Origin of the sequence: Micromonospora sp. CPCC 205546 (assembly GCF_036902715.1) — a bacterium.
Classification (GTDB): domain Bacteria; phylum Actinomycetota; class Actinomycetes; order Mycobacteriales; family Micromonosporaceae; genus Micromonospora.
The window spans coordinates 1-24,802 of the sequence record NZ_JBAKHL010000057.1; the positions used below are offsets into that span (position 1 = coordinate 1).

General features: G+C 68.2%; 18 protein-coding genes. 9 read left to right on the top strand and 9 right to left on the bottom strand.

Translation table 11 applies throughout. The features are described 5' to 3' along the window. The 4 genes from V6U77_RS23150 to V6U77_RS23165 all read right to left on the bottom strand — a co-directional run. Nucleotides 1–203, bottom strand: a 203-nt coding sequence (locus tag V6U77_RS23150; RefSeq protein WP_442934486.1) for a transposase, incomplete at its 3' end; no start/stop codon positions are given. 37 nt (nucleotides 204–240) lie between these two features. Then, the gene (locus V6U77_RS23155; RefSeq protein WP_334608723.1) at nucleotides 241–675 is read right to left on the bottom strand and encodes a C-terminal helicase domain-containing protein; all 435 of its coding nucleotides are present in this window, start codon (nucleotides 673–675) and stop codon (nucleotides 241–243) included. Beyond that, nucleotides 630–1,139 carry an SNF2-related protein gene (locus tag V6U77_RS23160; RefSeq protein WP_334608724.1) on the bottom strand — a complete coding sequence of 170 codons (510 nt, stop codon included), beginning with the start codon at nucleotides 1,137–1,139 and terminating at the stop codon, nucleotides 630–632. The genes V6U77_RS23155 and V6U77_RS23160 overlap by 46 nt, the downstream gene beginning before the upstream one ends. Beyond that, nucleotides 1,132–1,398 carry an SNF2-related protein gene (locus V6U77_RS23165; protein ID WP_334608760.1) on the bottom strand — a complete coding sequence of 89 codons (267 nt, stop codon included), beginning with the start codon at nucleotides 1,396–1,398 and terminating at the stop codon, nucleotides 1,132–1,134. Before V6U77_RS23165 ends, V6U77_RS23160 begins: the two co-directional genes overlap by 8 nt. Here V6U77_RS23165 and V6U77_RS23170 point away from each other — a divergent pair. From V6U77_RS23170 to V6U77_RS23205, 8 genes are all read left to right on the top strand, one after another. Beyond that, on the top strand, nucleotides 1,288–1,578 hold the full coding sequence (locus tag V6U77_RS23170; protein WP_334608761.1) for a hypothetical protein: 291 nt from the start codon (nucleotides 1,288–1,290) through the stop codon (nucleotides 1,576–1,578). The genes V6U77_RS23165 and V6U77_RS23170 overlap by 111 nt on opposite strands. A 408-nt stretch (nucleotides 1,579–1,986) precedes the next feature. Next, on the top strand, nucleotides 1,987–2,265 hold the full coding sequence (locus tag V6U77_RS23175) for a hypothetical protein (RefSeq protein WP_334608725.1): 279 nt from the start codon (nucleotides 1,987–1,989) through the stop codon (nucleotides 2,263–2,265). Nucleotides 2,266–2,636: 371 nt separating this feature from the next. Continuing rightward, nucleotides 2,637–3,263 carry a DUF6244 family protein gene (locus V6U77_RS23180; protein WP_334608727.1) on the top strand — a complete coding sequence of 209 codons (627 nt, stop codon included), beginning with the start codon at nucleotides 2,637–2,639 and terminating at the stop codon, nucleotides 3,261–3,263. Beyond that, nucleotides 3,161–3,643 (top strand): DddA-like double-stranded DNA deaminase toxin, encoded by a 483-nt coding sequence (locus V6U77_RS23185; RefSeq protein WP_334608728.1) that lies wholly within the window; start codon nucleotides 3,161–3,163, stop codon nucleotides 3,641–3,643. Before V6U77_RS23180 ends, V6U77_RS23185 begins: the two co-directional genes overlap by 103 nt. Further along, the gene (locus V6U77_RS23190; RefSeq protein ID WP_334608730.1) at nucleotides 3,640–4,068 is read left to right on the top strand and encodes an Imm1 family immunity protein; all 429 of its coding nucleotides are present in this window, start codon (nucleotides 3,640–3,642) and stop codon (nucleotides 4,066–4,068) included. Before V6U77_RS23185 ends, V6U77_RS23190 begins: the two co-directional genes overlap by 4 nt. A 651-nt stretch (nucleotides 4,069–4,719) precedes the next feature. After that, on the top strand, nucleotides 4,720–11,076 hold the full coding sequence (locus V6U77_RS23195) for a carboxypeptidase regulatory-like domain-containing protein (RefSeq protein WP_334608731.1): 6,357 nt from the start codon (nucleotides 4,720–4,722) through the stop codon (nucleotides 11,074–11,076). 368 nt (nucleotides 11,077–11,444) lie between these two features. Next, nucleotides 11,445–17,600, top strand: coding sequence for an RHS repeat-associated core domain-containing protein (locus tag V6U77_RS23200; RefSeq protein ID WP_334608732.1), 6,156 nt, complete (start codon nucleotides 11,445–11,447; stop codon nucleotides 17,598–17,600). Nucleotides 17,601–17,650: 50 nt separating this feature from the next. Next, a complete protein-coding gene (locus V6U77_RS23205) occupies nucleotides 17,651–17,851 on the top strand; it encodes a hypothetical protein (protein ID WP_334608733.1) in 201 nt (66 codons plus the stop codon). A gap of 1,093 nt (nucleotides 17,852–18,944) precedes the next feature. Here the strand turns inward: V6U77_RS23205 and V6U77_RS23210 are convergent. From V6U77_RS23210 to V6U77_RS23225, 4 genes are all read right to left on the bottom strand, one after another. Next, entirely contained in the window at nucleotides 18,945–19,829 is an 885-nt protein-coding gene (locus V6U77_RS23210) for a hypothetical protein (RefSeq protein WP_334608734.1), read from the bottom strand. A gap of 396 nt (nucleotides 19,830–20,225) precedes the next feature. Beyond that, entirely contained in the window at nucleotides 20,226–20,600 is a 375-nt protein-coding gene (locus V6U77_RS23215; protein WP_334608735.1) for a winged helix-turn-helix domain-containing protein, read from the bottom strand. Further along, entirely contained in the window at nucleotides 20,597–20,986 is a 390-nt protein-coding gene (locus V6U77_RS23220) for a hypothetical protein (RefSeq protein WP_334608736.1), read from the bottom strand. Before V6U77_RS23220 ends, V6U77_RS23215 begins: the two co-directional genes overlap by 4 nt. Before the next feature lie 293 nt (nucleotides 20,987–21,279). Beyond that, nucleotides 21,280–21,864, bottom strand: a complete 585-nt coding sequence (locus V6U77_RS23225) for a TetR/AcrR family transcriptional regulator (RefSeq protein WP_334608737.1) — start codon at nucleotides 21,862–21,864, stop codon at nucleotides 21,280–21,282. A gap of 108 nt (nucleotides 21,865–21,972) precedes the next feature. Between V6U77_RS23225 and V6U77_RS23230 the strand changes: the two genes are divergently transcribed. Continuing rightward, on the top strand, nucleotides 21,973–22,971 hold the full coding sequence (locus tag V6U77_RS23230) for a DsbA family oxidoreductase (protein ID WP_334608738.1): 999 nt from the start codon (nucleotides 21,973–21,975) through the stop codon (nucleotides 22,969–22,971). A 427-nt stretch (nucleotides 22,972–23,398) separates the two neighbouring features. On the opposite strand, the gene V6U77_RS23235 is transcribed toward V6U77_RS23230, so the two are convergent. Continuing rightward, nucleotides 23,399–24,778: an MFS transporter gene (locus V6U77_RS23235; RefSeq protein WP_334608739.1), complete on the bottom strand. Its 1,380-nt coding sequence runs from the start codon at nucleotides 24,776–24,778 to the stop codon at nucleotides 23,399–23,401. Nucleotides 24,779–24,802: the final 24 nt, after the last annotated feature.

The following is a 24,802-nucleotide window of genomic DNA, read 5'->3' on the forward strand; positions in this document are numbered from 1 at the left end:
GCATAGCCGAGATGCTCGGTCATCTCCTCGTTCAACGCGGTCTCCAGGACCGTCTTGGTCAACTGCTTGAGCAGCCCGTCCGGGCCCGTCAGCGACAGGCCCTGCTCCTTCGCCGCCCGAACCAGCTCGGCCGCGGCTTTCGCCTCCGCCGACGGCTCAGGCCGCTTCTTACGTCCGGTCTGGTCGTTCAGTGTCGCGGTCATCACGGCACCCTCCTCACCAGGCACAACGCCCGGCAGGTCAGGCCGGAAACACCGTTAGATCCACAGACCCCTTCGCGACGCTGTCGTGGGCGTATGCGCGGATCAGGGCGCTCTTGCGTTCGAGCATTTCCAACAACCGCTGATCCACGGTGTTTCTGGCTAGTAGGCGGTGAACCCGTACACCCCGGGTCTGACCCATCCGGTAGCACCGCCGGATGGCCTGCTCCTCATGTGCCGGGGTGAGCTGCGGCTCGGTGAGCACGACGATCGACGCCGCCGGAAGATTCAAGCCCACCCCGCCAACGCCGATCTGGCTGACCAAGACGGCGTGGCCGTCCGTGCCGCTGAAGTCGTCCACAACCTGTTGCCGAGCAGCGACAGGGACCGCCCCAGAGAGCAGGAACACCGGTGTGCCTTCCTGGAGGCTCACGCGCACCCGTTCCAGGACCTCCAAGAAGAAGGAGAAGACCACGCCTTCCATCCGTTGTCCGCAGCCTCTTGGATGATCTCGCGCAGTCGCTCCACCTTCGCCGGCATCACTGACCCGTCGACGACAACGGCGGCTCGACGCATGTGGGCGAACTGCCGGGCCTCGACCGCCCGCCGGTAGGCGCGCGTCTCCGTCTGGCCCATCTCGACCCAATCCGCGACCTCGATCAGGTCCGGAAGTTCGGCTAGGACGTCTTTTTGGTTGCGGCGGAGGTACACGTTGGCGACCTTGCGGCGGAAGCTGGCGGCGCCGGCCAAACCGTCGGTGACGCTGATCGTGGCCGCCACCGCAGGGTTCAGGTAGCGGATCAAGTTTCGAAACTCGTCGACCCGGTTCAGCATTGGCGTACCGGTCAGAAAAAGGGCTCGGGGTGCCTGGGCGAGATGGGCGGCGACGGCCTGGGACCGTTGAGCTGCCGGGTTTTTGATCAGTTGTGCCTCATCCACGATGACGACTCCGGGGCGGAGATCCTGAGGTAAGGACAGCCGGCTCAGGCGTTTCGAACGTTGTGACGGCCACGCCTCCGTCAGCGTGCCAATGTCGGATCGCTTCGTCGCGCTGCGGCCCGTGTAGGCGGTGGGCGGGCAGCGTGCTGTGGGATGCAACCTCATTGAGCCAGTTCACGATGACGCTGGCCGGGCAGACGACGAGGAAGTGACGCCCTCCGGCGGCAGCGAGGTGGGCGCAGACCGCGATGGCCTCGATCGTCTTGCCCAACCCCATCTCGTCACCGAGGATGCAACGGCGTTGCAGGAGTGCGTACCGGACTCCGAAAGCCTGATAGCCGCGCAAAGTGACGCGCAACCTTCCCGGGTCCAGCCCGATCTGCCCAGCCTGGTTCTGGAGAGCCTGCGGCAAGTGCCCATGCGCCGCCGCGCCGTCTGACGTGCTACCGCTGACTCGCTCCAGCAGCGTGTTGTAGACCGCGGCGTGGCGTGCGAAGTCGGCCCACAACGCGTCCCGGCCGTCAGTTAGTGCCTGGCTGCTTGATTGGTCCCACTGCCCAAGAATCGTTGCCGCTGCGTCTGCTTGGCGACTGCTCAACAGTCGCTCCACCTCCGCTACCGCTGACCTCGCAGTCGCCTTGGTGGCTGCCCGAGCGATGAGCAGCCCTCCTCTGCGTGTTGCGCGCTTTGCCCTACGCAGAGCGTCTGCCAAGTCGTCGGCAAGAGGGCCCAGGCGGGCGACACCGTCGGCGTGCAGCTGCGTGACAATGCGAAGTACCCGCAGGGCCCGCAGCAGCGGTTCCAAGGCAGGGTCTTTGCGATCGGCATCTAAGCGCACCGAGGCGCCATGCTCGACAAGACGTTGAAGCGCTTGCGCCGCATCGGCTATGGCCGCCGCGCTGCGGCTTCCTACTCCTGGAAGTCGTACAAGATCCCCGTGCGATGCGCCCAGCACATCCAAAACTGTGCGGTAACCCTGTCGCTCAAGGCTCGGCGCGATTCGCAGGCCCGGCCGTACCGCTCGGAGTTCCTGGACGGGCGTCCCCCGCAACCCCTCGACCACGGCAGCATGGTGTGCTTGGCGATAGAGCTCTGCCGCTTCGAGCTCTGCGGTTGTTCGAGCTGATCGGAATGCGGTGAGCTGCTCCAGCAGTAGGTGCCCACGCCACCACACGTCCCGCGCAGCTAGTCGATTGAAGGATGCCTCTGTCGCGCCCCGGGGCTCTGGTGGCGCCGCCCCCCGTTGGCTCAAGCCTCTACTCCTTCCGGCAACCGCAGCATCCACCCTCGGTTAGGCCAGCAGGTAAAGGCAACGATGGAGCGCTGTCAGATCGCTGATAGACAAGGAACGCCTCGACTTGTTGATCTCCCCATCGGCGTCAAGCACTGCTGGCCCGTCCGTGCGCGAACGAACGCCACTGGCGAGCCGTCGAAACTCATCTTTAGGCTGTCACCGTTTAGGGGAGCACCGAAATCGTCAGGATGAGGTAGGAACCGGTGTCGCTGACCGACAGCATCAGTGACGACCTGTGCGCGATGACCGCAGGTGTCGGCGCGGCGCAGCGGCAGGCTGCTGCGGCCGAGCATGTCATCGCGCAGATCGCCGCCCGGGCCGTCGCGGCCGGCTTCGCGGGTATCGCGGCGGGGCTGGCGCAGGTAGGCGAGGTGGTCGGGCGTGCCCGCGCCCGGCTGACAGCGATCGACGCAATCCTGGGGGAGGCAACACGCTCGGTCGCCAGCGCTGCGCAACAACCGTCACCTCAGGAGACGATCAGCGCCCTCACGCCGCTGCTGACCGTCCTCTCCCGGGTCGATGCCGAAGTCGCGGCGTCGGCAGGCGGGATCGAGGAGGCTCGGCGGCTCGTCACAGTGGCGCTGCGGGGAGGCCAACCCGGCCCGACACTGGCCCGCCTGCAGCAGCTCAGCCAAGGGCTCTCGGCCGTCAAAGCCCGAGGAAACCAGGCGCGGCACCATGTCGAAGCGGCACTTGCGCAGGCCCGGCAAGTCGGTGACGTGGGAAAATGGCTGCGGGCGACGGCGCAAGCCGGCCGCCCGCTACCCGCGACGGCGCCGCGAACCCCACGCGCGCACCGAACCCGCCGGAGTGGCTCCCTGGCTGGCTGACAGAGGCCGCCCGCGACCTGCCTCGACGACAGGCGAAGGACCCCACATCCGGTGTGGCGCTGATCAACGGTAAGCGGATACCCATGAGATCCGGCCGGGACCCCGCCGCCGCTGCCGATCTCAAGCAGGCCTACAAACTCATCGCCACCACGACCGACCACCTGGAGGCCAAACTCGCCGCCCGGATGCGCCGCGACCAGGTCATGCATGCGGAGGTGCTGACGAACAACCCGCCGTGCGACTACGAGCCCTACGGATGCGAGAAGATCCTCTCCCGGCTCCTGCCCGCCGGCGCACAGCTGAACGTGTACCTACGCGACGATGACGATCAGGTACGTCTCTGGCGTACCTACATAGGCAACGGAAAGGCGATCGCATGAAGGCCACGTGGGCGTACGACCGAGGCGACCACCGCGACAACCACGAGAGCGACGTGACCGACCCCGCTGTCCTGGAGGCACTTCTCCACGAGATCCATCAGGCCGGTGAGCCCGTCGCGGTCACCATCTTCAGCAACACCACCGATGAACCCGATGAACTGCCACCCGGCCTGCAGATCGGGCTCGGCCACCCCACCCACGCCTTCGCGGTACACATCGCCGATGACGGCGGCTACCTCAACGACCCAACAGTCCAGACACCCGACGGGGACATTAGCTTCGACCTCGGCGGGATACCCACCGAATACGGCGCCGAGAACCTACGGCTCCGGCCCGCAACGGCCATACAGATAGCAGCCGCCTTCCTCAAGACTGGCGGCAAGCAGCCCCACCTACCCGCCGCCGAATCCACCGAGACTGCGTAGATTTCCGGGTTAGACCTGGGTGTGGTCCGTTGAACAGGACATTGAGCCTGTCCGGGAAGGACCACGTCATGGCAGACCAGAAGAACGCTGTCCAGCTTCCGCAGCCGTCGGCGGCGGAGGTGGAGTTCGCTCAGTAGTTGGTGGAGCGGGCCAAGGCCGACGGGGTGTCCCTGGTCGGGTCGGGTGGGCTCCTCGCCGGGATCAGGACGGCCGGACGAGTCGGGCCGCTGCCGTTCTCAAGTGCCCTCGTCCTTGATCGCGGCCTGGTTAGGACCCAGCCCGAGCGGGGGCTGCCGTCGCCCAGTCATCGGGGTTGTCAGGCGACGTTCAGTCAATCGGCTGCCCCCTGTAGGGGGCGTTGTCCGTCTTGTGCTTACCAGTTGTAGTTGCCTGTTTACATCTATGCATCTACATCTCTAGTGTTCGGCGCACTGTCAGACATGATCACGGGGGTGGCTGGTGGCTGGTTGGCCCATGCCTGCGGACGTTTCGCGCGTCACATCGGGTTTTCGCCGGCGGTGGCTGGCGGTGGCGGTCGTCGCGGCTACCGCTGCCACGGTGCTTGGGGCGCCCGCCACCTCCGCTGCCGGTGCCGAACCCGCGAGGGCCCCGTGCGTCGCCGAGCAGCCCGACGCCGGCGCAGCCCGTCGGATGCTGGCGATCTGCGGCCGCCGCGTGGAGGATCTCTCGGCGCGTACGGAGTGGTCCCAGACGTTCCTCAATGTCGACGGATCGCGGACGTTGGAGCAGAGTATTGAGCCGACCCGGGTGCGCAAGGGCGGCTCCTGGGCGCCGGTGGACACCACGCTGAAGGTGTCTGGCGACGGGGTGAAGCCGCGGGCCACCGTGTTGCCCATGGTCTTCTCCGCCGGTGGTGACGCCCCGATCGCCAGGCTTCTCGATGGTGACCGGGAGGTCGCCATGACCTGGCCGGGCGGGTTGCCGAAGCCGGTGCTGGAGGGGCCCACGGCCGTGTACAGGAACGTCCTGCCGGATGTCGACCTGCGGGTCACCGCGCAGCCACTGGGCTTCTCCGAGGTGCTGGTCGTACGGTCCCGCCAGGCGGCGGCGGATCCGAAGTTGGCGTCCCTGCGGTTCGGTCTGCGCACCAAGGGAGTCACCGTCGGTACGGCGGCCGGGGGAGGTCTCGCGGCCCGTGACGCCAAGGGCGGCACTGTCTTCGCCGCGCCCGCGCCCCTCATGTGGGACTCGTCAGAGGCTCCGGACGTCGAGGCCGACGGGGCCAAGCCGGCGGAGAAGCGGGTGCGCGTGCTCGGGGCACCGCGTAAGCCGGACGCGGCGCAGCAGCAGGAGCAGGAGCGGTCCGCGCCGGTGGCACCCGATCGCAAGGCGGTGTCTGAGTTCGCTCGTCGGGCCGTGATGCCGGTGCGGGTGGATGGTGACACGGTGACGGTGGTGCCGGACAAGGCGATGCTGGTCGATCCGCGCACGAAGCTGCCGATTTACATCGATCCGTCGTGGACCGGCGGGATCTCGAGTAACGCGTGGACGTCGGTGTGGAGCAAGCACAAGTCGAGTTCGTTCTGGCAGAACTCGACGGCGTTGAACAACGGCAAGACCTTCGGTTCGGCGGGTGCCGGTCGTACGGAGGACTGCACGGGGTGCGCGGATCACATCATCCGGTCGATGTTCCGGATGAACACCTCGTCGGTACGCGGGAAGCACATCCTCGCCGCGCAGTTCCGCGTCGAGCAGCGGCACGCCTGGACGTGTAGCCCGAAGACCAACGCGAAGCTGTGGATGACGGGGGCGATCTCGTCGGGCACGACGTGGAACAACCAGCCGACCTGGTACAGCAGCTACACCGCCCAGACTCTTGGTAACCGTAAGTACGGGGCGGCGCACGGTTGCCTCGGCACCGGCACCATCGAGTTCAACGTCAAGACCATGGTGGCGAAGGCGGCGGCGAGTAACTGGTCGACGTTGACGGTGGGTCTGCGGGCGATCGACGAGGGCACGCTGGGGCAGTGGAAGCGGTTCAACCACGCGTCGCCGAAGTTGGCGATCACCTACAACACCAACCCGAACGCGCCGTCGGACCGCAAGTCGGACGGCAAGGTCTGTGCCACCGGCACCTCGCGGCCGTACGTGTTGACTACGACGCCGATCCTGGCCGCGAAGCACTCCGACCCGGACACCTCGCAGCAGTCGCTGACCACCTGGTTCTACTGGTGGCCGGTCGGCGGCGCGCGTAACGAGACCGACAAGGTCTCCCAGGCGGCGGGTAACCCCTCGACGGTGTCGAAGGCGATCCCGTCGGGCAAGCTCACCGACGGAGCCAGCTACGTCTGGCAGTCCCGGACGTGGGACGGCTCCCACTACGGCGCCTGGTCCGGCACGTGCGAGTTCACCGTGGACGCGACGCCTCCGCCGGCACCGGCCGGCGTCGGCTCCACCAACTACACCAACGACGGTGTGCCGCGCGGTGGCGTCGGCCTGCCCGGCACCTTCAACATCGCGCCGCCGTCGACTCGACCGCATGAGGTGCGGGAGTACGCCTACAGCCTCGACTCCGGGGTGCTGACGGCGGCGAAGACGGTGCCGGCGCGTACCACCGATTACGGGGCGTCCCTCGACCTGGCGCCGCTGCACGACGGGGTCAACGTGCTCCATGTGTGGTCCAAGGACCACGCAGGTCGGTTCTCGGCCCCTGTGACGTACACCTTCAGCGTTAAGGCAGGATCCGGGCCGGCCGCGGAGTGGACGTTCGAGGAGACCGGCACCAACGCCACCGACGTCTCCGGGCATGGCAACACCCTGGCCCTTGGCTCCCTCACCCGAGTTGCCGGCAGATCCGGGGTGGGCTCCACGCTGTCGCTGTCGGGTACGACCGCAGCGACGAAGACCGGGACGATCAACACCCCGCACCCGGACACCGGAGTCTCCACCCCGGTCCGGACGGACGCGAGTTTCACCGTCACCGCATGGGTGAAGATCAACTCGTTGTCTGGCACCGGTGCGCAGGCTCTCGTGAGCACGAGCGGCTCCCGGATGTCGGCCTACCACCTCGGCTACGCCGGTAGTAACCAACGGTGGCGGTTCACCATGGCGGCCACCGACACCGACAACGCGGCCATGTACAGCGTGCACTCCAATGCGGCGCCGATCGCGGGCAAGTGGACGCACCTGGCCGCGACGTATGACGGGGCAACCAAGAAGTTGACCCTGTACGTCAACGGTGTGGCCCAGACCGAGACCGCCACCCTCGTGGGCGGCTTCAACGCCACCACCGAGGTGGCGATCGGCAAGCGCAAGTTCAACGGCAACTCCGACAGCTTCTTCGCCGGGGCCGCGGACGACGTGCGGTTCTACAACTTCGTCGAGACGCCGGCCAACCTCGCGAAGCTGGCCGTGCCGCTACCGCCGAAGGTCACCTTCCCCAACGGCACCGCCGTCACCGCCGGTGGCCAGCTCACCGTCACCTTCGACGCCGGCGGCGACACGAACGTCACGAAGTTCAAGTACAGCGTCGACGGCACCGGCCTGGGCAGCACGGTGAACGCCACCGCCGCAGGGGGTACGGCCACCGTGACCGTCAACGTGGGCACCACCATCGGCGAGCGGCCGGTGTACGCGGTCGCGGTGGACGACGGCAACAGGGTCAGCGGCATGAACCAGGGACAGTTCACTGTCGCCTCCGCAGCCGGCCTCTCCGGCACGGTGTGGGATGCGAACTTCATGCCGCAGGCCGGAGCGGTCGTCCAGCTTCAGCCCGGCGGCCACCAGAGCACGTCGGGCGCCGACGGCAGCTACGCCCTGGCCGGGTTCGCACCCGGCCTGTACACCATCACCGCGACGGTCGGGGGGCGGTGCGGCCAGGCGTTCAGCGGCCAAATCGAGATCGACGGCCAGGGCCTCACGTTCGACATCTTCATGTCCGCGCTGAGTGACGACCTGGGCCACACCTGCTCCGAGCAGACCGCCGCACTTGCCACGGCGGCCACCCCGTTGACGCTGACCGGCGACGACGCGGTCGCCACGGTCCAGCTGCCGTTCGCCTTCCCGTTCTACGGCGGGGCGTACCGCAGCGCCTGGGTCGACACCAACGGTCTGCTCTCCTTCACCGACCCGGGCGGTTCCCACCCCTACACCGGCGGCGGGCAACTGCCCGCGCCGGCGGACCCGAACGCGCTGGTGGCGCCGTTCTGGGACGACCTGGTGGTCGACGCGTCAGCGAGCGTGCGTACCTCCAGCACCGGCACGGGCAGCGGGCAGCGGTTCGTCGTCGAGTGGCGCAACGTGCACCGCAAGGGCAACACGGCGGAGCGGTTGTCCTTCGGGGTGGTGTTGGCACCTGACGGCACGGTGACAACCAACTACGACCAGCTCGACACCCCGGCGGAGAAGGGCGGCAACGCGATCGTCGGCATCGAGGCGGCAGCCGGCGAGGACGGCCTGTCGTACTCCGTGAGCGAGCCCGTGCTGACCAGCGGGAAGGCGATCACCTTCACCCGTCCCGACGTCGCCGGCGAGTTGGAGACGCACAACCTCTCCGGCACGCTGACCGACGCCGGCGGCGCTCCGGTCGTCGGCGCCACGATCTCGCTCGACCCGAGCGGCCTGACCGCCACCACCGGCGCCGGTGGGACGTACGCCTTCACGGGCCTGGTCGCCGACAGCTACACCGTCTCGGCCAAGCTCGCCGGTCGCTGCGGCCCCACCGTGCGCGCCCAGGTGGAGCTCTCGGCCGACATCGTGCGCAACCTCCAGCTCGGACCGGACTACGGCGACATGGGGTACGCGTGCACCACCGGCACCGGCGGCTTCGTCGCGGCGGCCAACGTCCTCGCCCTGACCGGCGACGACGCGACGGCGTCGGTGACGCTGCCGTTCCCGGTGCAGTTCCACGGCGAGGCGTACACGACCGGCCGGGTGCACACCAACGGCCTGGTCAGCTTCGGCAGTGCCTCCGGTGAGCCGGACACCTGGGCGAACCCGACGATGCCGACGGCCACGGCACCCAACGCGGTGGTGGCACCGTTCTGGGACGACTTCGAGGTCGACGCGTCGGCCAGCGTGCGGACCCAGACCCTCGGTACCGCCCCGAACCGGTCGTACGTGGTCGAGTGGCGCAACGTCAACTTCCGCCCGCCGAGCATCGGGCGGCTGACCTTCGAGGTGATCTTCCACGAGGACGGGCGGATCGCGTACCACTACGGCGCGATGTCCACCCCCGTGCAGCAGGGCGCGGGCGCGACCATCGGCCTGGAGAACGGCTCGGGCACGGTGGCGGCGCTGTACGCCTTCCAGGAGGCGGTGCTCACCGGCAACAGCTCGATCACCTACAGCCCCGCGCCGGCCGGCACGGTCAGCGGTGTGCTCACCACCGCGGTGACCGGTCAGTCGGTCGCCGGCGCGACGGTGACCCTGAACCCGGGCAACCGCACCACCACCACTGCCACCGACGGCAGCTACCAGTTCACCGGCGTGAAGGTCGGTGAGTACAAGGTGACCGCGTCCACCGGGGACAACCGGTGCGCCGGCCAGTACGCCCGTGAGACCGTCAACCACCCCGGGGGAACTTCGGACGTGGACCTGTCGGTCATGGTCGACGGGGACGAGTTCGGCTACAAGTGCACCAGCGGTGCGCAGACCTTCGTCCCCGGCGACGTGGTCGAAGGCTGGACCGGCGACGAGACCGTCTGGCAGAAGAACCCGCCGTTCCCGGTCAAGCTCTACGGCGAGTCGTACACCTCGGCCTGGATCAGCGCCAACGGCCTGATCAGCTTCAAGGACCCGGCCTACTTCGGCTGGATCGGGTCGATTCCCGGCACGCTCCCGTCACCGGCTGCCGAGGGTTCCCCGAACGCCGCCGTGTACGTGCACTGGGACGACTGGGTGGTCGACTCGCAGGCCCGGATCGCCACGAAGATCAGCGGTACCGCACCGAACCGGCAGTGGGTCGTGGAGTGGCGCAACGTGCACCTCTACGGCGACACCAGTACCCGGGCCACCTTCGAGGTGATCTTCAGTGAGGGCGGTGACATCACCCTCGCCTATGCCGACATCGACCCGGCCAAGCCGGTCGAGCGGGGTGGCGAGGCGACCGTGGGCGTCGAGAACGCCGACGGGTCCATCGGCTTCCAGTACCTGCACCGGGAGACCTGGCTGGCCACCGGTCAGGGTGTCACCTTCAAGCCCAACCCGCCGGGTCTGGGCAGCATGGCAGGCACGGTGACCTGCCAGGGCACCCCGGTCGCCGGGGCGACCGTCAAGGTGGCCGACAAGTCGGCTACCACGGCGGCGGACGGCACGTACCAGGTTGGTGCCGTGCCGGCGGGCACCTGGGCGGCCGTCGTCACCGTGACCGGCGGCACCTGCAAGGGCTCCGACGTCCGCCAGGTGGTGGTCGGCACCAACACCCAGGCCGCCGTCGACTACGCCCTGGGCGCCACCCCCGGCGGAGGCGGTTACACGCTGACCGAACAGGCCGTGCCCTACATGCCGGCCAACGGCGCCGTGCTCCCGCTGACCGGCGACGACGCCTTCACCCCGGTCACCCTGCCCTTCCCCGTGACGCACTACGGCCAGACGTACACCACCGGCTGGGTGGACATCAACGGCGTGCTGAGCTTCGTCGACCCCGGCGAACCGTCACCGGACGCGTGGCCGATCCCCTCATCGGACAGTCCTGAGGAGCCCAACGCCGCGCTCTACCCCTTCTGGCACGACTGGTTCGTCGACAGCAACGCCAGCGTCCGCACCGTGGTGCGCGGCAGCGCCCCCAACCGACAGTTCGTCATCGAGTGGCGCAACGTCCACTCCTACGAAGACCCCCTCACCCGGATCACCTTCCAGGTCGTCATCGACGAGGCCGGCGGCTACAGCTTCACCTACACCGACAACGACGGCACCTTCCTGGAACGCGGCGGCGCCGCCACCATCGGCATCGAGAACGCTGACGGCACGTCCGCCATCCAGTACACCTACCGGCAACCGGTGCTCCGGCCGGGACTGGGGCTGCGATTCAACACGCCCACCCCATGACAGGCCCCTATCTGCTACGGCCCGTCAACTGCCGATTTAGCGCTGGCCCTCGATCCACCCGGATTGAGGGCCGGCAGGACCCAACTGCACATGGCGATTACGAAAACCTCGGGGAGCGCACCATGGACGAAGCCCGCCCACCACACCCGCCGCGGCGGCGTCGTGGCCGCGCACGACTGGCGACAGCCGCCGCGACAGCGGCACTCATGGCCACGGCACTGCTGAATGCACCCACTCCCGCCTCGGGTGCGGCACCGCACCAGCAGCCGGCCCCGGAAAAGGTACGGGCGGTGCCGGTGTCCCCCGTGGCTCCGGCGACATCGGGTGCACGAACGGTGATGCCCGACGCCAGCCGTAGGCCAGCGCCAGTGTGGCCGAAGGCGGGGGCCGCCGAGGTCGATGTCACCGCTCGTGCGATCGCGCCGGTGAGCGCGGGCTCGCTTCCGGTGCGGGTCGCACCGTCCGGCTCGGCCGCGGTGTCTTCGACCGGGCGTACGCTCGCGCCCGCTGCCACGCCGTCCCGGGTACGGATCGAGGTGTTGGACCGGATCGAGACGGAACGGGCGGGAGTCCACGGCGTCCTGCTCAGGATCGGCCGGAGTGATGGTGCCCGGGCCGCGGGTAGTGTGCGGCTGTCGGTGGACTACGCGGAGTTCGCAAACGCCTTCGGTGCGGACTGGTCCGCCCGCCTGCGATTGGTGTCGGTGCCGGCGTGCGCGCTCACCAAGCCTGCCGCTGAGGCATGCGCGGGCACTCCGCTGCGGTCGACCAACGACCTCAAGGCACGCACCGTCTCGGCAGCCGTCCCAGTCCTCGAGACCGGCGGCCTGCTGGCGGTGACGGCCGGGGACTCCAGCGCCGCAGGTGACTACAAGGCCACCTCGCTGCAACCGTCGTCGACCTGGAGCGCCGGTGGGAACTCCGGCGCGTTTACCTGGAACTACCCGATGCGCGTCCCGCCGTCGCTCAACGGGCCCGCGCCCAGCCTCGCTCTGGCCTACTCGTCGCAGTCCGTGGACGGTCGCCAGGCGGCGAGCAACAACCAGCCCTCCTGGGTGGGTGAGGGCTTCGAAGCAAACCCCGGCGGATTCATCGAGCGGCGCTACCTCAACTGCGGCCAGGACATGGACGGCTCCGCCAACAACACCAAGAAGACCAGTGATCTGTGCTGGGAGACTGACAACGCCACGCTGTCACTGGCCGGCCACTCCGGCGAGCTGATCTACAACGCGACCGAGGACCGCTGGCACCTGCGCTCCGACGACGGGTCACGGATCGAGCGCAAGACCGGCGCCAGCAACGGCGACGACGACGGCGAGTACTGGGTGGTCACCACCACCGACGGCACCCAGTACTGGTTCGGGATCAACCGGCTGCCCGGCTGGGCATCTGGAAAGCCGGTCACCAACTCGACGCTGACCGCGCCCGTGTTCGGCAACGACCCGAGCGAGCCGTGCCACGCCAGCGCCTTCATCGACTCCGACTGCAATCAGGCGTGGCGGTGGAACCTCGACTACGTGGTGGACGTGCACGGCAACTCCGCCTCGTACTGGTACACGAAGGAGACCAACAAGTACGGCCGCAACCTCGACGCCGACGACGACGCCCCCTACGACCGCGCCGGCTACCTGGACCACATCTCCTACGGCACCCGCCGGGACGGCGGCGTGGAGTCGGTGCTGAACACGCCGGCACCGGCACAAGTGGTCTTCGGGGTCGCGGACCGCTGCCTGTCCAACTGCACCACCCATGACGCGGCGCACTGGCCGGACACGCCGTGGGACCAGCAGTGCACCGGGTCCAGCTGCGGCACGGTCTACTCGCCCACCTTCTGGACCACCAAGCGGTTGGCGTCGGTGACCACTGAGGTCCGCTCCGGCAGCTCCTACTCCGACGTCGAGCGGTGGACGTTCACCCACACGTTCCCGGATCCCGGCGACGGCACCCGCGCGGGACTCTGGCTGTCGAAGATATCCCACGCCGGCCTGGTCGGCACGACCACCACCGTGCCGGACATCGAGTTCACCGGGGTGCAACTGTCCAACCGGGTCGACACGATCGACTTCGCCGCGGCGATGAACTGGTGGCGGATCACCAAGATCCAGACCGAGACCGGCGGCACCATCAACGTCACGTACTCCGACCCGGACTGTGTGGCGGGGCAGACGCCGACGCCGCAGACGAACACGAAACGCTGCTACCCGTCGGTGTGGACCCCAGAGGGCTATACCAACCCGGTGACCGACTGGTTCCACAAATACGTGGTCACCACAGTCTACGAGCATGACAACACCGGTGGAGCACCGCCGCAGGGCAGCCCTCGAGTGGTGCACACCTACTCATACCTGGACGGCGCCGCGTGGCACTACAGCGACGACGACGGCCTGATCGAGAAGAAGTACAAGACCTGGTCGAGCTACCGCGGCTACGGCAGGGTCGGGGTGACCACCGGTGACCCGGGGCAGCAGACCTACACCGAGACCCGCTACTTCCGCGGCATGGACGGCGACCGGGCCGCACCGTCGGGCGGTACCAAGACCGCCACCGTCGACGGGATCGCCGACGCGGACTGGTTCGCCGGCATGACCCGCGAGGTCAAGACCTTGAACGGGCCGGGTGGGCCAGCGGTGTCCCGTGAGACGAGTGATCCGTGGGGCTCCGACGCGACCGCGACCCGTACCTTCAACGGGGACACGGTGACTGCCCGGTTCGCCCGGGTCGCCACGACCCGCAAGTACACCACCCTGGACGCGGGACGCGGCGAGCGAGTGACGCGGACCACCACCACCTACGACCCGCTCGGCATGCCCACGCAGGTCGATGACTTCGGCCAGGACGGAGTTGCCGGCGACGAGCAATGCAAGACGATGGACTACCTTCCGCGCAACACCACCCTGTGGCTGATGGACAAGGTGCACCGCACTCAGACATACGCGGTGAAGTGCGCCGACACCACCGGCACGCTGACCGACGCGGACGTCATCACCGAGGAACGGACCAGCTTCGACGGCCAGGCCTTCGAAACCGCACCCACCCGCGGCCTCGGCACGAAGACCGAGAAGATGACCGCTTGGAACGCGGGGGCACCCACCTTCGCCACCGTCTCGCAGGGCACCTACGACGCGTACGGCCGGGTCACCGCGGCCTGGGATGCCCTGAACGCCAAGACGACCACGGCCTACACCCCCGCCACCGGCGGCCCGGTGACCGCGACCACGGTCACCAACCCGATGCAACACGTGGCCACGACGACTGTGAACCCGGCGTGGGGCAACAACGCCGCAATCGTCGACCCCAACAACAAGCGGACCGACCTCACCTACGACGGCCTCGGCCGGCTGACCGCGGTGTGGCTGCCCGGCCGCGACAAGGCGACCGAGTCGGCCAACGCCACCTTCAGCTACCTGATCCGCAACAACGCGGTCACCGTGGTCTCCTCCTCCCGGCTGAACGCGGCCGGTGCGTACAACACGATGTACGCCCTCTACGACGGTCTGCTGCGGGTGCGACAGACCCAATCGCCCTCGCCCTCGGGCGGCCGGCTGCTCACCGACACCTTCTACGACACAGCCGGCCGGGAGACGAAGACGTTCGACAGCTACCACGCCACCGGGGCGCCGGGTACCACGCTGGTCACCGCCACCGAGCAGGAGCTTGTGCCGACCCAGACCCGGACCGTCTTCGACGGCGCCGGACGACCGACCGCGTCCGTTTTCCAGCCCTACGACGTGGAGCGCTGGCGGACATCGGTCTACTACGCCGGTGACCGCGCCGACGTGACCCCGCCCGCCGGGGGCACCGCGACCTCCACGCTCACCGACGCGCGAGGTCGGACGGTGTCGGTACGGCAGTACCACGGTGCGACACCGACGCCGAACACCGCTGGCTCCTGGGACACCACGTCCTTCGCGTACAACCGTAAGGGGCAGCAGATTAGCGTCGCGGACGCGATGGGCAACCAGTGGCTCTACGAGTACGACATGCAGGGCCGCCGGACCAAGACGACCGATCCGGACACGGGTGCCACCGATTTCGGCTACGACGCCGCCGACCGGGTCACCTCGTCCACCGACGCCCGTGGCAAGAAGCTCGCATACCAGTACGATCCGCTGGGCCGCAAGCGGGCGGTGTACGACAACGCCGTCGGCGGCACCATGCGGGCGCAGTGGATGTACGACACGATTGCCAAGGGACGCCTGTCGGAGTCAACGCGCTTTGTGGGTGGGGCCTCCTACAAGAAGAAGGTCGCCGGATACACCGACCAGTACCAGCCGACCGGCATCCAGGTGTTGATTCCGCCCTCGGAGACCAACCTGGCCGACACCTACACCTTCTCCAGCACGTTCAACGTCGACGGCAGCCTCGCCTCGAGGGGCATGCCCTCCACCAATGGTGACCTGCCGGCCGAGACTCTCTCCTACACCTACGACGCGCTCGGTCAGGCCACTACGATGACCTCCCTATACGACGCGACGAACCTGTCGTACGTGGCGGGCACGAACTACAACGCCCTCGGGCAACTCGATCAGCTCACGCTCGACACGGACGACACTGCCGGCGGCCGGGTGTGGCACAAGTTCACCCACGAGTTGGAGACCGGGCGGTTGACCGGGGTCCGGGTGGACCGGGACACGGTCAGTCCGAACATCCTGTCCGACGTCCGCTATACCTACGACAACGCCGGCAACATCACCAAGGCGGTCGACGCCGCACCGAACCCCGTCGACGACACCCAGTGCTTCACGTACGACTACCTGCGTCGGCTCACCCAGGCCTGGACGCCAAGCAGCGGTGACTGTGCCGCCGCACCATCGGCCATCACACTAGGCGGACCGGCACCCTACTGGCACTCCTGGACGTTCGATAAGGTGGGCAACCGCAAGACCCAGGTCGTGCACACCAGCGCCAGCAACACCACCACGAATTACAGCTATCCGGCCGCCCAAGCAACGCAACCGCACGCGCTCTCGACCACCACCACCGGCTCGCTGACCCAGAACTACCGGTACGACGCATCGGGCAACACGATCTGCCGACCGGCGGGAACGGCCACGAATACCTGCCCGAGCGGCACCGGCTCGCAGGTGCTCACCTGGGACGCCGAGGGGCACCTGGAGACCAGCACCGACTCGACCGGCACCACCACCTACATCTACGACGCCGACGGCAACCGGCTCGTCCGTCGCGATCCGGCTGGCAAGACCCTCTACCTGCCCGGCCAGGAGCTGCGGTACAGCAACAGCACCGCGAGCACGACCTGCACCCGCTACTACTCCTATGGCGGATCCCTGGTGGCTTCCCGAACCGCCGCCGGTCTGACCTGGCTCGCCGCGGACCATCAGGGCACGGCGAACGTGTCGGTCAGCGCCAACGCCGCACAGACCGCCACGATCCGCCGGCAGAACCCGTACGGCAACTCGCGGGGCGGCGACCCGACCTGGGCCAACGACAAGGGCTTCGTCGGCGGCACCATCGACAACACCGGCCTGACCCATCTCGGGGCACGGGAGTATGACCCGGCCACAGGTCGGTTCGTCTCGGTCGACCCGGTCTTCGACCTGCAGGATCCGCAGTCCTGGACGGGTTACGGGTACAGCAGTGCCTCGCCGGTCACCTACAGCGATCCGAGCGGGTTGAAGGAGTGCGCCGGCGCCTACTCCTGTGACGGTGCCAACGAAGGGGGAGGAACCGCACCCCAGGACGAGTGCTACAACTACACCGGCACCGCCCAGCGTCACTGCGAGGAGAACCAGGGCAGCGGGCAGAACACGAGCGCCGGGCAGGCCACCGGTGGTTCGGGCTCCGGCAACAACCCCTCCGCGAACGTGCCGACCATCCCGGCAGAGAAAAGGCGGCAGCTAGACAGCTACATCCGGATGGTCATAGACCAGAACCCGGACACCTGGAACGTCCCTGGCTCGCCCGCCTACAACGCCATCATGCTCCGCATCAAGCGTGCTCTGTACGGTACGCCCAGCTTGAAGGACTACTGGGAAGCGCTGGATCAGATGGTAGTCGCCACTGTCGTGGCTACGGTAGGCGCCATACTCTGCCCGGAAACAGCTGGCGCGGGCTGTCTGCTCGCCACCGGTGCACTGGCTGGTCTCGCTGGCCAATGCACGGATGATTGCGCCAACACTGAGGCCGTGGCGCTGGCTGCGGTGCTCGGTGCGGCGGGAGGCAGGTTCGGGGGTAGCGCACCAAAGAACCTAGGCTGGACCTATGGTACGAATGCCACGATCGTCGCGAATCCTAAGATTCAGATCCAAGGATTTGGCGGGTCCATGCAACAGGGGCATGCCCTGAACCAGATTATTGATCGAGGTGTCAGGCCTCAGTCCATGCTTGACGCTGTGTACAACCCCATCGCTGTGGTGGAAAACAAAGTTGCTGGCAATGTCCGTTACACCTATTTAGGGCGAGATGCTACCGTGGTGATGAGACCAGATGGGCAGGTCGTCACCGCATGGAACGCGAGTCAAAACAAGCCGTTCGTGCAGCAGATCATTCAAGACGCTAGGTAGGTTGATCAATGGGGGCGACATATCGGCAGCGTGTTGGTGCAATAGCCCGCTTGCTCTATGAGATCGATCCCTTTGGTATGGGTTCGGCGGTTAGCGCGCCTGACGATGAGTATGAGCCGGTGGCGATGAGGTTGATGCCTCTCCTGAAGCATGCGACGAATGCGGAGGACTGCGCTGAAATCCTCCGTAAGCAAGGCATTCATGGTGAAGGTGTCGCGCAGCGCGTATGGGCCTCTTTTGCCGATCAATAGCGCGGAAAGGGCGGCGGCGGGGGCCAAAATCGCCGGGCCGTCTTAGTTGGCCAGTTATTCAGGGTGGCGAGGTCTCCAATAACGGTCCAGAAGAAATAAGGACCTTTTGTTGGAGACCTCGCAGCTCTCATTCTTGGAACCAGCTTGAGTTGAATAGTATGCTCGGACACGTTAACCCCCACGGGTGGTCTTCACGGTAGATGAAGCGCCTCGGTGGGGGTTTCTGCTGCCCTGCGCTGGTGCGGGATCGCGGGTAGTCGCTCCGCGGCGGCCGCCTCGGAGATCTTTGTGATGGTCAGTGTCCCGCCGATCGCGCAGGTGACGTGGAGCTCGTGTTCGAGTAGCGCGTCGGTGACCGTGTGGGGGTCGGCTGCCGGGATGCCGATCCATTCGGCGAGTTGTGTGATCGCTTCGGCTTCGTGGATGTAGACGTTGCGCGGCCGGGGCGCGTCACCTGTTGAGGCACTGCGGTGGCCGTGGCGGCAGCGGTAGGCGGCGGGGTCTGCTGCACCGGTAGGTGACAGGGGGTGCAGCAGACCCCATTGCGGGTCGACCTCGCTTGTCGGTATGTCTGGCCGACCCCGCCACAAAGCCAGGCCGGCCAGACAAGCGGGGGCGCACGAACCGACCGATTGATAATTTTGTTAGCTACGCCACAGGTGGCATCAGTATTGTCGGGCTTGCCCCTTTAGTGCCTGCCGGTTCCTTGGGGGACCGTAGGGGGACCGGACGTCCGGGAACGGTCCGGCACGGCGTGGCACTGCGCGACATGTCATCGGGCTTATTGCCTGCTCAGGCGGCATTGGCTAGCATTAACCGTCATCTTCCGGCATTGACGAGCGTAGACTCTTAATCCGCGGGTTCGGGGTTCGAGTCCCTGGCGGCGCACCAGCAATAAAGGCTCTGGCCTGGTGGTTTCCACCCGGCCGGAGCCTTTTTCGCGTACGCGGGTGGTGGGTGGTCGCTCGATGGGTGCTCGGGAGCCGTGGGACCGGGCCGTTGTCGCCCGGACCGAGCGCGGGTCTCGTGTACGTGCGTCGCGCACCGCTGGTTCTTTTCCGGGGTTGATGGGGCCGGGCGTGTCCGGGGCGCGTCAGGCCAGAGCTTCCGGGGCGCGCCGCCGCCACCACGCGCTGAAGAGGGTGACCACGTGCGTCTTGATCTCGTCCGTGATGATCTCGTGCGCGTCGCCCATGAGCGGCCGGACGGCGTGCTTGTAGACCGCTGGGTGGTGTTCGACCGAGGGGCAGGTGAAGATGGCCAGCATCCTCAGGACGCGCAGGGTGTCTGTTCCGAGGAGGGGAAAGTGAGCCTCCAGCAGCCTCGCCAGGGCTGACCACACCCTGTCCACGACAAGGCGGATGATGGCGTCGGTCACCAGCCGGGGCGGCCCCGAATCGAACCGCCGCGACAACGCGCCGGTGATGAACTGCTTGGCGGTGTCCGTCAGCAGTTCGACGGTCTTGTTGATCTTCTCGATCAACTGGATCAGGGCCACCAGCAGGCTGCACCACGTGTGATCGGCCAGGCGCTTCTTGACCTCCCTGGCGTCAGCCTTATTCCGGACGAGGCTGTCTATGCCGGCTGAGATCTCGTCCCACGGGTTCTCCATGACCTGGTGGGCAAGGGTGTCCATCCGGCCAAGGTCTGATGACATCGATGTTGGTTCAACATCGCGTGGCAGTCGGCCGTTGATCTTGGTTCGGCCGTCTGCGGCCCACAGGTAGTCGGCGATGTCCAGGCGTGCGAGGTCAAAGTAGATTTCCCGGTTGTGGGCGTTGAACTTCTGGCGTCCGGATCGTCTGTCCCCCTCCACCTTCTCCTTGAGTTCACGCCGCCGCTCGTCGCGCTTCTCTGGCCGGTCGGCGGCCAGAGATGTCCATCCTTGCCAGCCGTGTTGTGAGCCCCCGCAGCCGGAGCATGTGCAGCCCGGCCTCTGGGCATTTGCGCAGTTGGCTCTGTGGGTGTTGGTCATCATCCGCAAGTCGCCGCCCGGTCGTCTGCACTTACTGTGACTAGCCAGTGACTCTATGTCAGACAACGATGGATGCCAATGGGTGCGTGACTCGGCCGGGGCAGTTCGACTCTGGGCCTCCACCTTCTGCGGGCGTTCTGCCTGGTGGGCGCCTATAGATCCGCTTCTTCTGCTGGGCTGCGACGGATTATTGATAGACGGCTCGTCCCTCATCTGCATGAGATACCGGACGAGGTACGGGCTGCCTTCGAGCGCCTGGTTGTAGCCGGCTACACGAGCCGGCTGATCTGACCACGGCTACCAGCGGGGTCCTCCCGACCGGACGCCCATCCGTTCGCTGAGCTCGACGGCCACTCGGGGCGGCCGGGGCCGTACAACCGGATGGCTGTGCGGCCCTGATCAGCCCTGCTCGCTCCGGATCGGTGCTCTGTCGGCCGTGCCTCGCGCGCGGGCGACGAGTACCTCGAGGCTGGCCAGGTAGGCGTCGAACGTCGCGCGTCCCTCGTCCGTGAGGCGGACGGATGTCTGGCGCCGGATGCTGCGGTCCTTGCGAATCTCCACGTAGCCGGCCTGCTCCAGCGCGGTGAGTTGCTTGGACAGCGCGGAGTCGCTGGTGCCGATGCTGTCGCGCAGGAAGGAGAACAGCACCCACTCGGCGGGGGCGAGCAGGGCGCAGATGTTCAACCGGGCGGGGGTGTGCAGGAACGCGTCGAGACCGACCGCGGGCAGCGGTACGCCGTGGACGACGGGCATGGCCGGCTGCTGGCGGTTCACGGGCGCAGGCTGGCGACTAGGCGCGCCTGCACCGGCCGGCTGAGCAGCGCGATGGTGACGGCGGCGCCGAGGGCGCCGAAGGTGTTGGGCAACGGCCACTCCAGGGCGCGGACCACGAACTGCACGGCGATGTCGGCGACGAGGGCCAGGACGAAGGTCGCTGCCAGCGCCACCTTCCAGTGCCGGGACGAGCGGGTCGGCCTGAGCTGTACCCCGCGGTTCCACGCCGTCCCCAGGCAGAGGACCACCAGCAGGGCCCAGAGCCAGACCATGTCGGCGTCGACGAGCAGACCCAGCGCGACGACGCCGAGGCAGATGCTCCACAACGCGCGCGGAGGCCATGCGGTGGTGCCGGCCTCGATGCTCTGCCGACGGCGCTCCGCCACCTGTGCCAGTGTCTGTTCTGCTTCGCGTGCGTCCATGGGTCGCCTCCTGGTCCGGTGCTCAGCTTTCCTCGCAGGAAAGTAGCGCGTACTTTCCTGACGGGCAAGTCGACGTCCGCCGCCCGCCGGGGTCGAGCGGGCCGCTGGAGCCCGGCGTCGCGTAGCCGGCCGAGGAGCGCGTCGGCGCGATCCTGGCTTCCTGGGCCGCCAGTCGGGTTGCCGCCCGGGCGCCCGCGCCGGACTGTCCCTGGCCCGGCCAGGGTGAGGAGCGTCGCCACGACCTCGCCCGGCGTCGCCTAGGACAGACTGTTGATCATTTTCCAGGTGGAGTCGGCGACCTCGACCGCGGGCGGTCTGGTGTCCTGGCTGAGCCAGTGGCCGACCACGCCGAGAAGGGCGCCGCTGAGGAAGGCGGCACGCAGGTCGTGCGGGACGCCGCCCGGCTCCTCCTGCTCGGGCAGGTGGCGGCGGACGTGTTCCCGGACGACGTTCTGGAGGCGGTGGACGAGCTTGCCGCTGCCGTCGGCCCCGAGGATCCGCCTGAACAGCGCGGCGTCCTGCTCGAACTCACGGAACAGGCCGACCAGCTCATCGGGCGCGGCGGTGACGTCCATGCCGGGGCGCGACGGGCAGCACCGGGCGGCGAGCTCGGCGATCCTCGACATCCACGACTCCAGTGCCCCCACCAGGAGGCTGTCCCGGTCGGCGGAGTGCAGGTAGACGGTGGCCCGGTTGACCCCCGCCCGGTTGGCGATGTCGGACACGGTGATCAGGCTCAGGTCCCGCTGGCTGGCGAGGTCCAGTACGGCCGCCGCCAACTGCCGGCGCGTGCTTTCCGCCCGGGGATCCGGCTTCCGCTGTGCGGGACCCGTCCTGGCCATCGACGCCTCCAGTTTCGACGACACATGTCGACTAAGCGACACCTGTCGCATACAGTACCCACGTCAACGGCTTCAGGAAACGTCCACACGCAACGGAGGAGACGTCAGGTGCGCGTCCAGGTCTGGTCGGACGTCAGCTGTCCGTGGTGTTACCTCGGCAAGCGACGGCTGACGAGAGCGCTCGAGCAGTGGGAGGCGCAGGGCGGTGAGCCGGTCGAGGTCGTCTATCGGCCGATCCAGCTCGCGCCGGACGCCCCGCTGGACACCCTGCCGCTGTCGGAGGAGGAGCGTCGGTCGTACGGCGTGCACAGCACCGACCAGGTGAGCGGCTACATCGCCGAGGTGGCCGCCGGCTCCGGGGCCGAGTTCACCTGGCGCCCCTCCTGGAAGCCCAACACCTTTGACGCCCATCGCCTGCTCGCCTACGCCTTGCAGGAGGGTGGGTGGCGGTCCCAGGGTCGGCTCGAGGAAGGACTGCTGCGCGCCCACTTCCTGCGCGGCGAAGACGTCAGCAAGCGTGCCGTCCTCGAAGCGGTCGCGGCCGACGCCGGGCTGTCCGGGGCGGCGCAGGTGCTCGACTCGGGCCGCTACGTCGGCAGGGTGCGGACCTGGTTGACGGTCGGCGCGCTCTCCGGCGTCAAGGTCGCCCCGACGTTCGTCGTGGCCGATCATGCCCTGCCCGGGGCACAGCCGGTGGCGGCCCTGGTCTCGCTGTTCACGTCGGGGCGCGACGGTGACGACACCGAGAGGTCGCCGGTCCGCGCGTACCGCCTCGCCGAAGGTTTGCTGGAGGTGAACGACCCGCTCGGGGCGTTGCACATCCTCGAACCCGCGCTCGCAGAGCACGGTGACGAGAGCAGCCTGCAGCTGTTGGCGGCCCGGTGCCTGTTCGGCTCCGGCCAGCTGGGGCGGGCCCGCGACGTGCTGGAACGTCTCGTCGAGCGGGACCCCACCGACGACTACGCCCGCTTCCTGCTCGGCCGCACGATGGAACGTGCCAACGACCACCCGGAGGCGCTACGCCACTTCCGGGTCGCCATGGCGTTGTCGCCGTCGCCGGAGTATGCACAGGCCATGGCCCGGGCCAGCACCCGGATCAGCGCCTGAGAACTGAACGGGTGCCGGCGGTCCCGAATCGTCGCCCCCGCCCCGGAAGGTCGTAGCCGGGCCGGGACCCCGAACCGTCGTACGGCTGGGGACGCAACCGCGCTTCGGACGCGACCGCGCTGGGGCCGCGACCGCGCGGCGGACGCGACCGGGCCCGTGCGACGGAACCTAGGCGGGACTCGTGGCCGTTTCCCGGGCGGGCTTCTCGTGGGACCGGGCGCCGTGCCGTTCCCGGGCCGTCAGCAGGAGGATCACCACGAGCAGCCGCGGTAGCCGTTGGGCTGGCGGAACGTGTGCAGCAGGTCGTGCTGCTCGCCCGCGGTTGACCGGCCGGCTTCCGAACGCCGCGACGCCGTGGAGCCGGCACCCTGACGGTGTCCGAACCGGTGGTCGGCGGGCGGGCCCCCAGCCGACCACCGGTTCGGGGTCAGCGGGCCGGTCGGGGGGTGAGGACGAAGGCCAGGACCGCCGCGACGACGGCGATGACGGCACCGGTGGTGAAGCCTCGGGAGAAGCCGGCGGTGCTGGTGCCCGCGATGCTGGCCGCGGCCATGCTCGACACGACGGCGGCTCCCAGCGAGGCGCCGAACTCGTGGAAGGTGCTGACGATGCCGGAGGCGAGACCGGCCTCGTGCGGCGCGACCTGACCGAGTGCGACGGCGGAGGCCACGACGAAGAGCACGCCCGTGCCGGCGGCGGCGACGGCAACCCCGACGACGAGGGCCAGGGTTCCGTCAACGACGGCGGGGACCGCCATGCCGGCCGCCGCGACGAGCAGCCCCAGGACGCCGAGGGTGCGCGCCCCGATCCGACCGATGGCGCGACCGGCGGCGTTCGCGCCCAGCATGGTCGTGATCGCCACGGGCAGGAAGAGCAGCCCGGTGCGCAGGGCGCCGTAGCCCTGGTAGTTCTGGAGGTAGAACGTGCCCAGGAAGAAGACGGTGATCATCAACGCGGTCGCGACGAGGATCAGCAGCGCCCCGACCGCCACCGGCCGGCGGAGCAGGAGTCGTAGGTCCATCAGCGGGCTCGCGGCGAGGCGCTGGCGGAGGATGAACGCCGCGTAGAGGGCCACGGCGACCACCAGCAGCAGCAGGATGCTCGGGTCGCCCCAGCCGACGTCGCCGGCGCGGATCAGCGCGTAGATCAGCGATCCGGTGGCCGCCGTCACCAGCACCGCGCCGAGCACGTCGAGCCGGGCCGTCGCACCGGTGGGGGCCTGGGGCGGAAGCTGCATCCGCAGGGCCAGCAGCAGGATGATCCCGACCGGCACGTTGATGAAGAACACCCAGGGCCAGCCCGGCCCGGCCGTGAGCAGGCCGCCGAGGAGGACACCCAGGGCGGCGCCACCGCCGCCGAGCGCCGACCAGATGCCGAGCGCCTTGTTGCGCTCCTCGCCGTCGAAGGTCGTGACGACGAGGGACAGGGCGGCGGGGGAGAGGATCGCCGCCGCGAGGCCCTGCCCGATGCGCCCGCCCAGCAGCATGGGGCCGCTGGTGGCCAGCCCGGCCGTCAGGGAGGCGGCGCTGAACAGCAGGAGCCCCGCGAGGACGAGGCGTCGGGCGCCGAACAGGTCGGCGGCGCGGCCGCCGAGCAGCAGCAGGCCGCCGAAGGTCAGGGTGTAGCCGCTCACCACCCAGGTGAGGGCTTCCCGTTCCATGCCCAGGTCCGAGCCCATGTGCGGCAGGGCGATGGCGACGACGGTGACGTCCAGGATCAGCATCAGCTGGGCGATGCCGACGAGGCCCAGGATCCGCCAGCGCCCCGGGAGCGGACCCGCGGGCGCGGGGGTTTTGGTTGCGGTCACAGGTTCCGCCATGGCTGCCAGGCT

Coding starts and splice junctions, on each gene's coding strand:
- V6U77_RS23185 (WP_334608728.1), top strand. CDS start 3,161: ATGGCTGCGGGCGACGGCGCAAGCCGGCCGCCCGCTACCCGCGACGGC.
- V6U77_RS23210 (WP_334608734.1), bottom strand. CDS start 19,829: ATGATGACCAACACCCACAGAGCCAACTGCGCAAATGCCCAGAGGCCG.
- V6U77_RS23225 (WP_334608737.1), bottom strand. CDS start 21,864: ATGGCCAGGACGGGTCCCGCACAGCGGAAGCCGGATCCCCGGGCGGAA.
- V6U77_RS23175 (WP_334608725.1), top strand. CDS start 1,987: ATGCTCGACAAGACGTTGAAGCGCTTGCGCCGCATCGGCTATGGCCGC.
- V6U77_RS23190 (WP_334608730.1), top strand. CDS start 3,640: ATGAAGGCCACGTGGGCGTACGACCGAGGCGACCACCGCGACAACCAC.
- V6U77_RS23195 (WP_334608731.1), top strand. CDS start 4,720: ATGCTGGCGATCTGCGGCCGCCGCGTGGAGGATCTCTCGGCGCGTACG.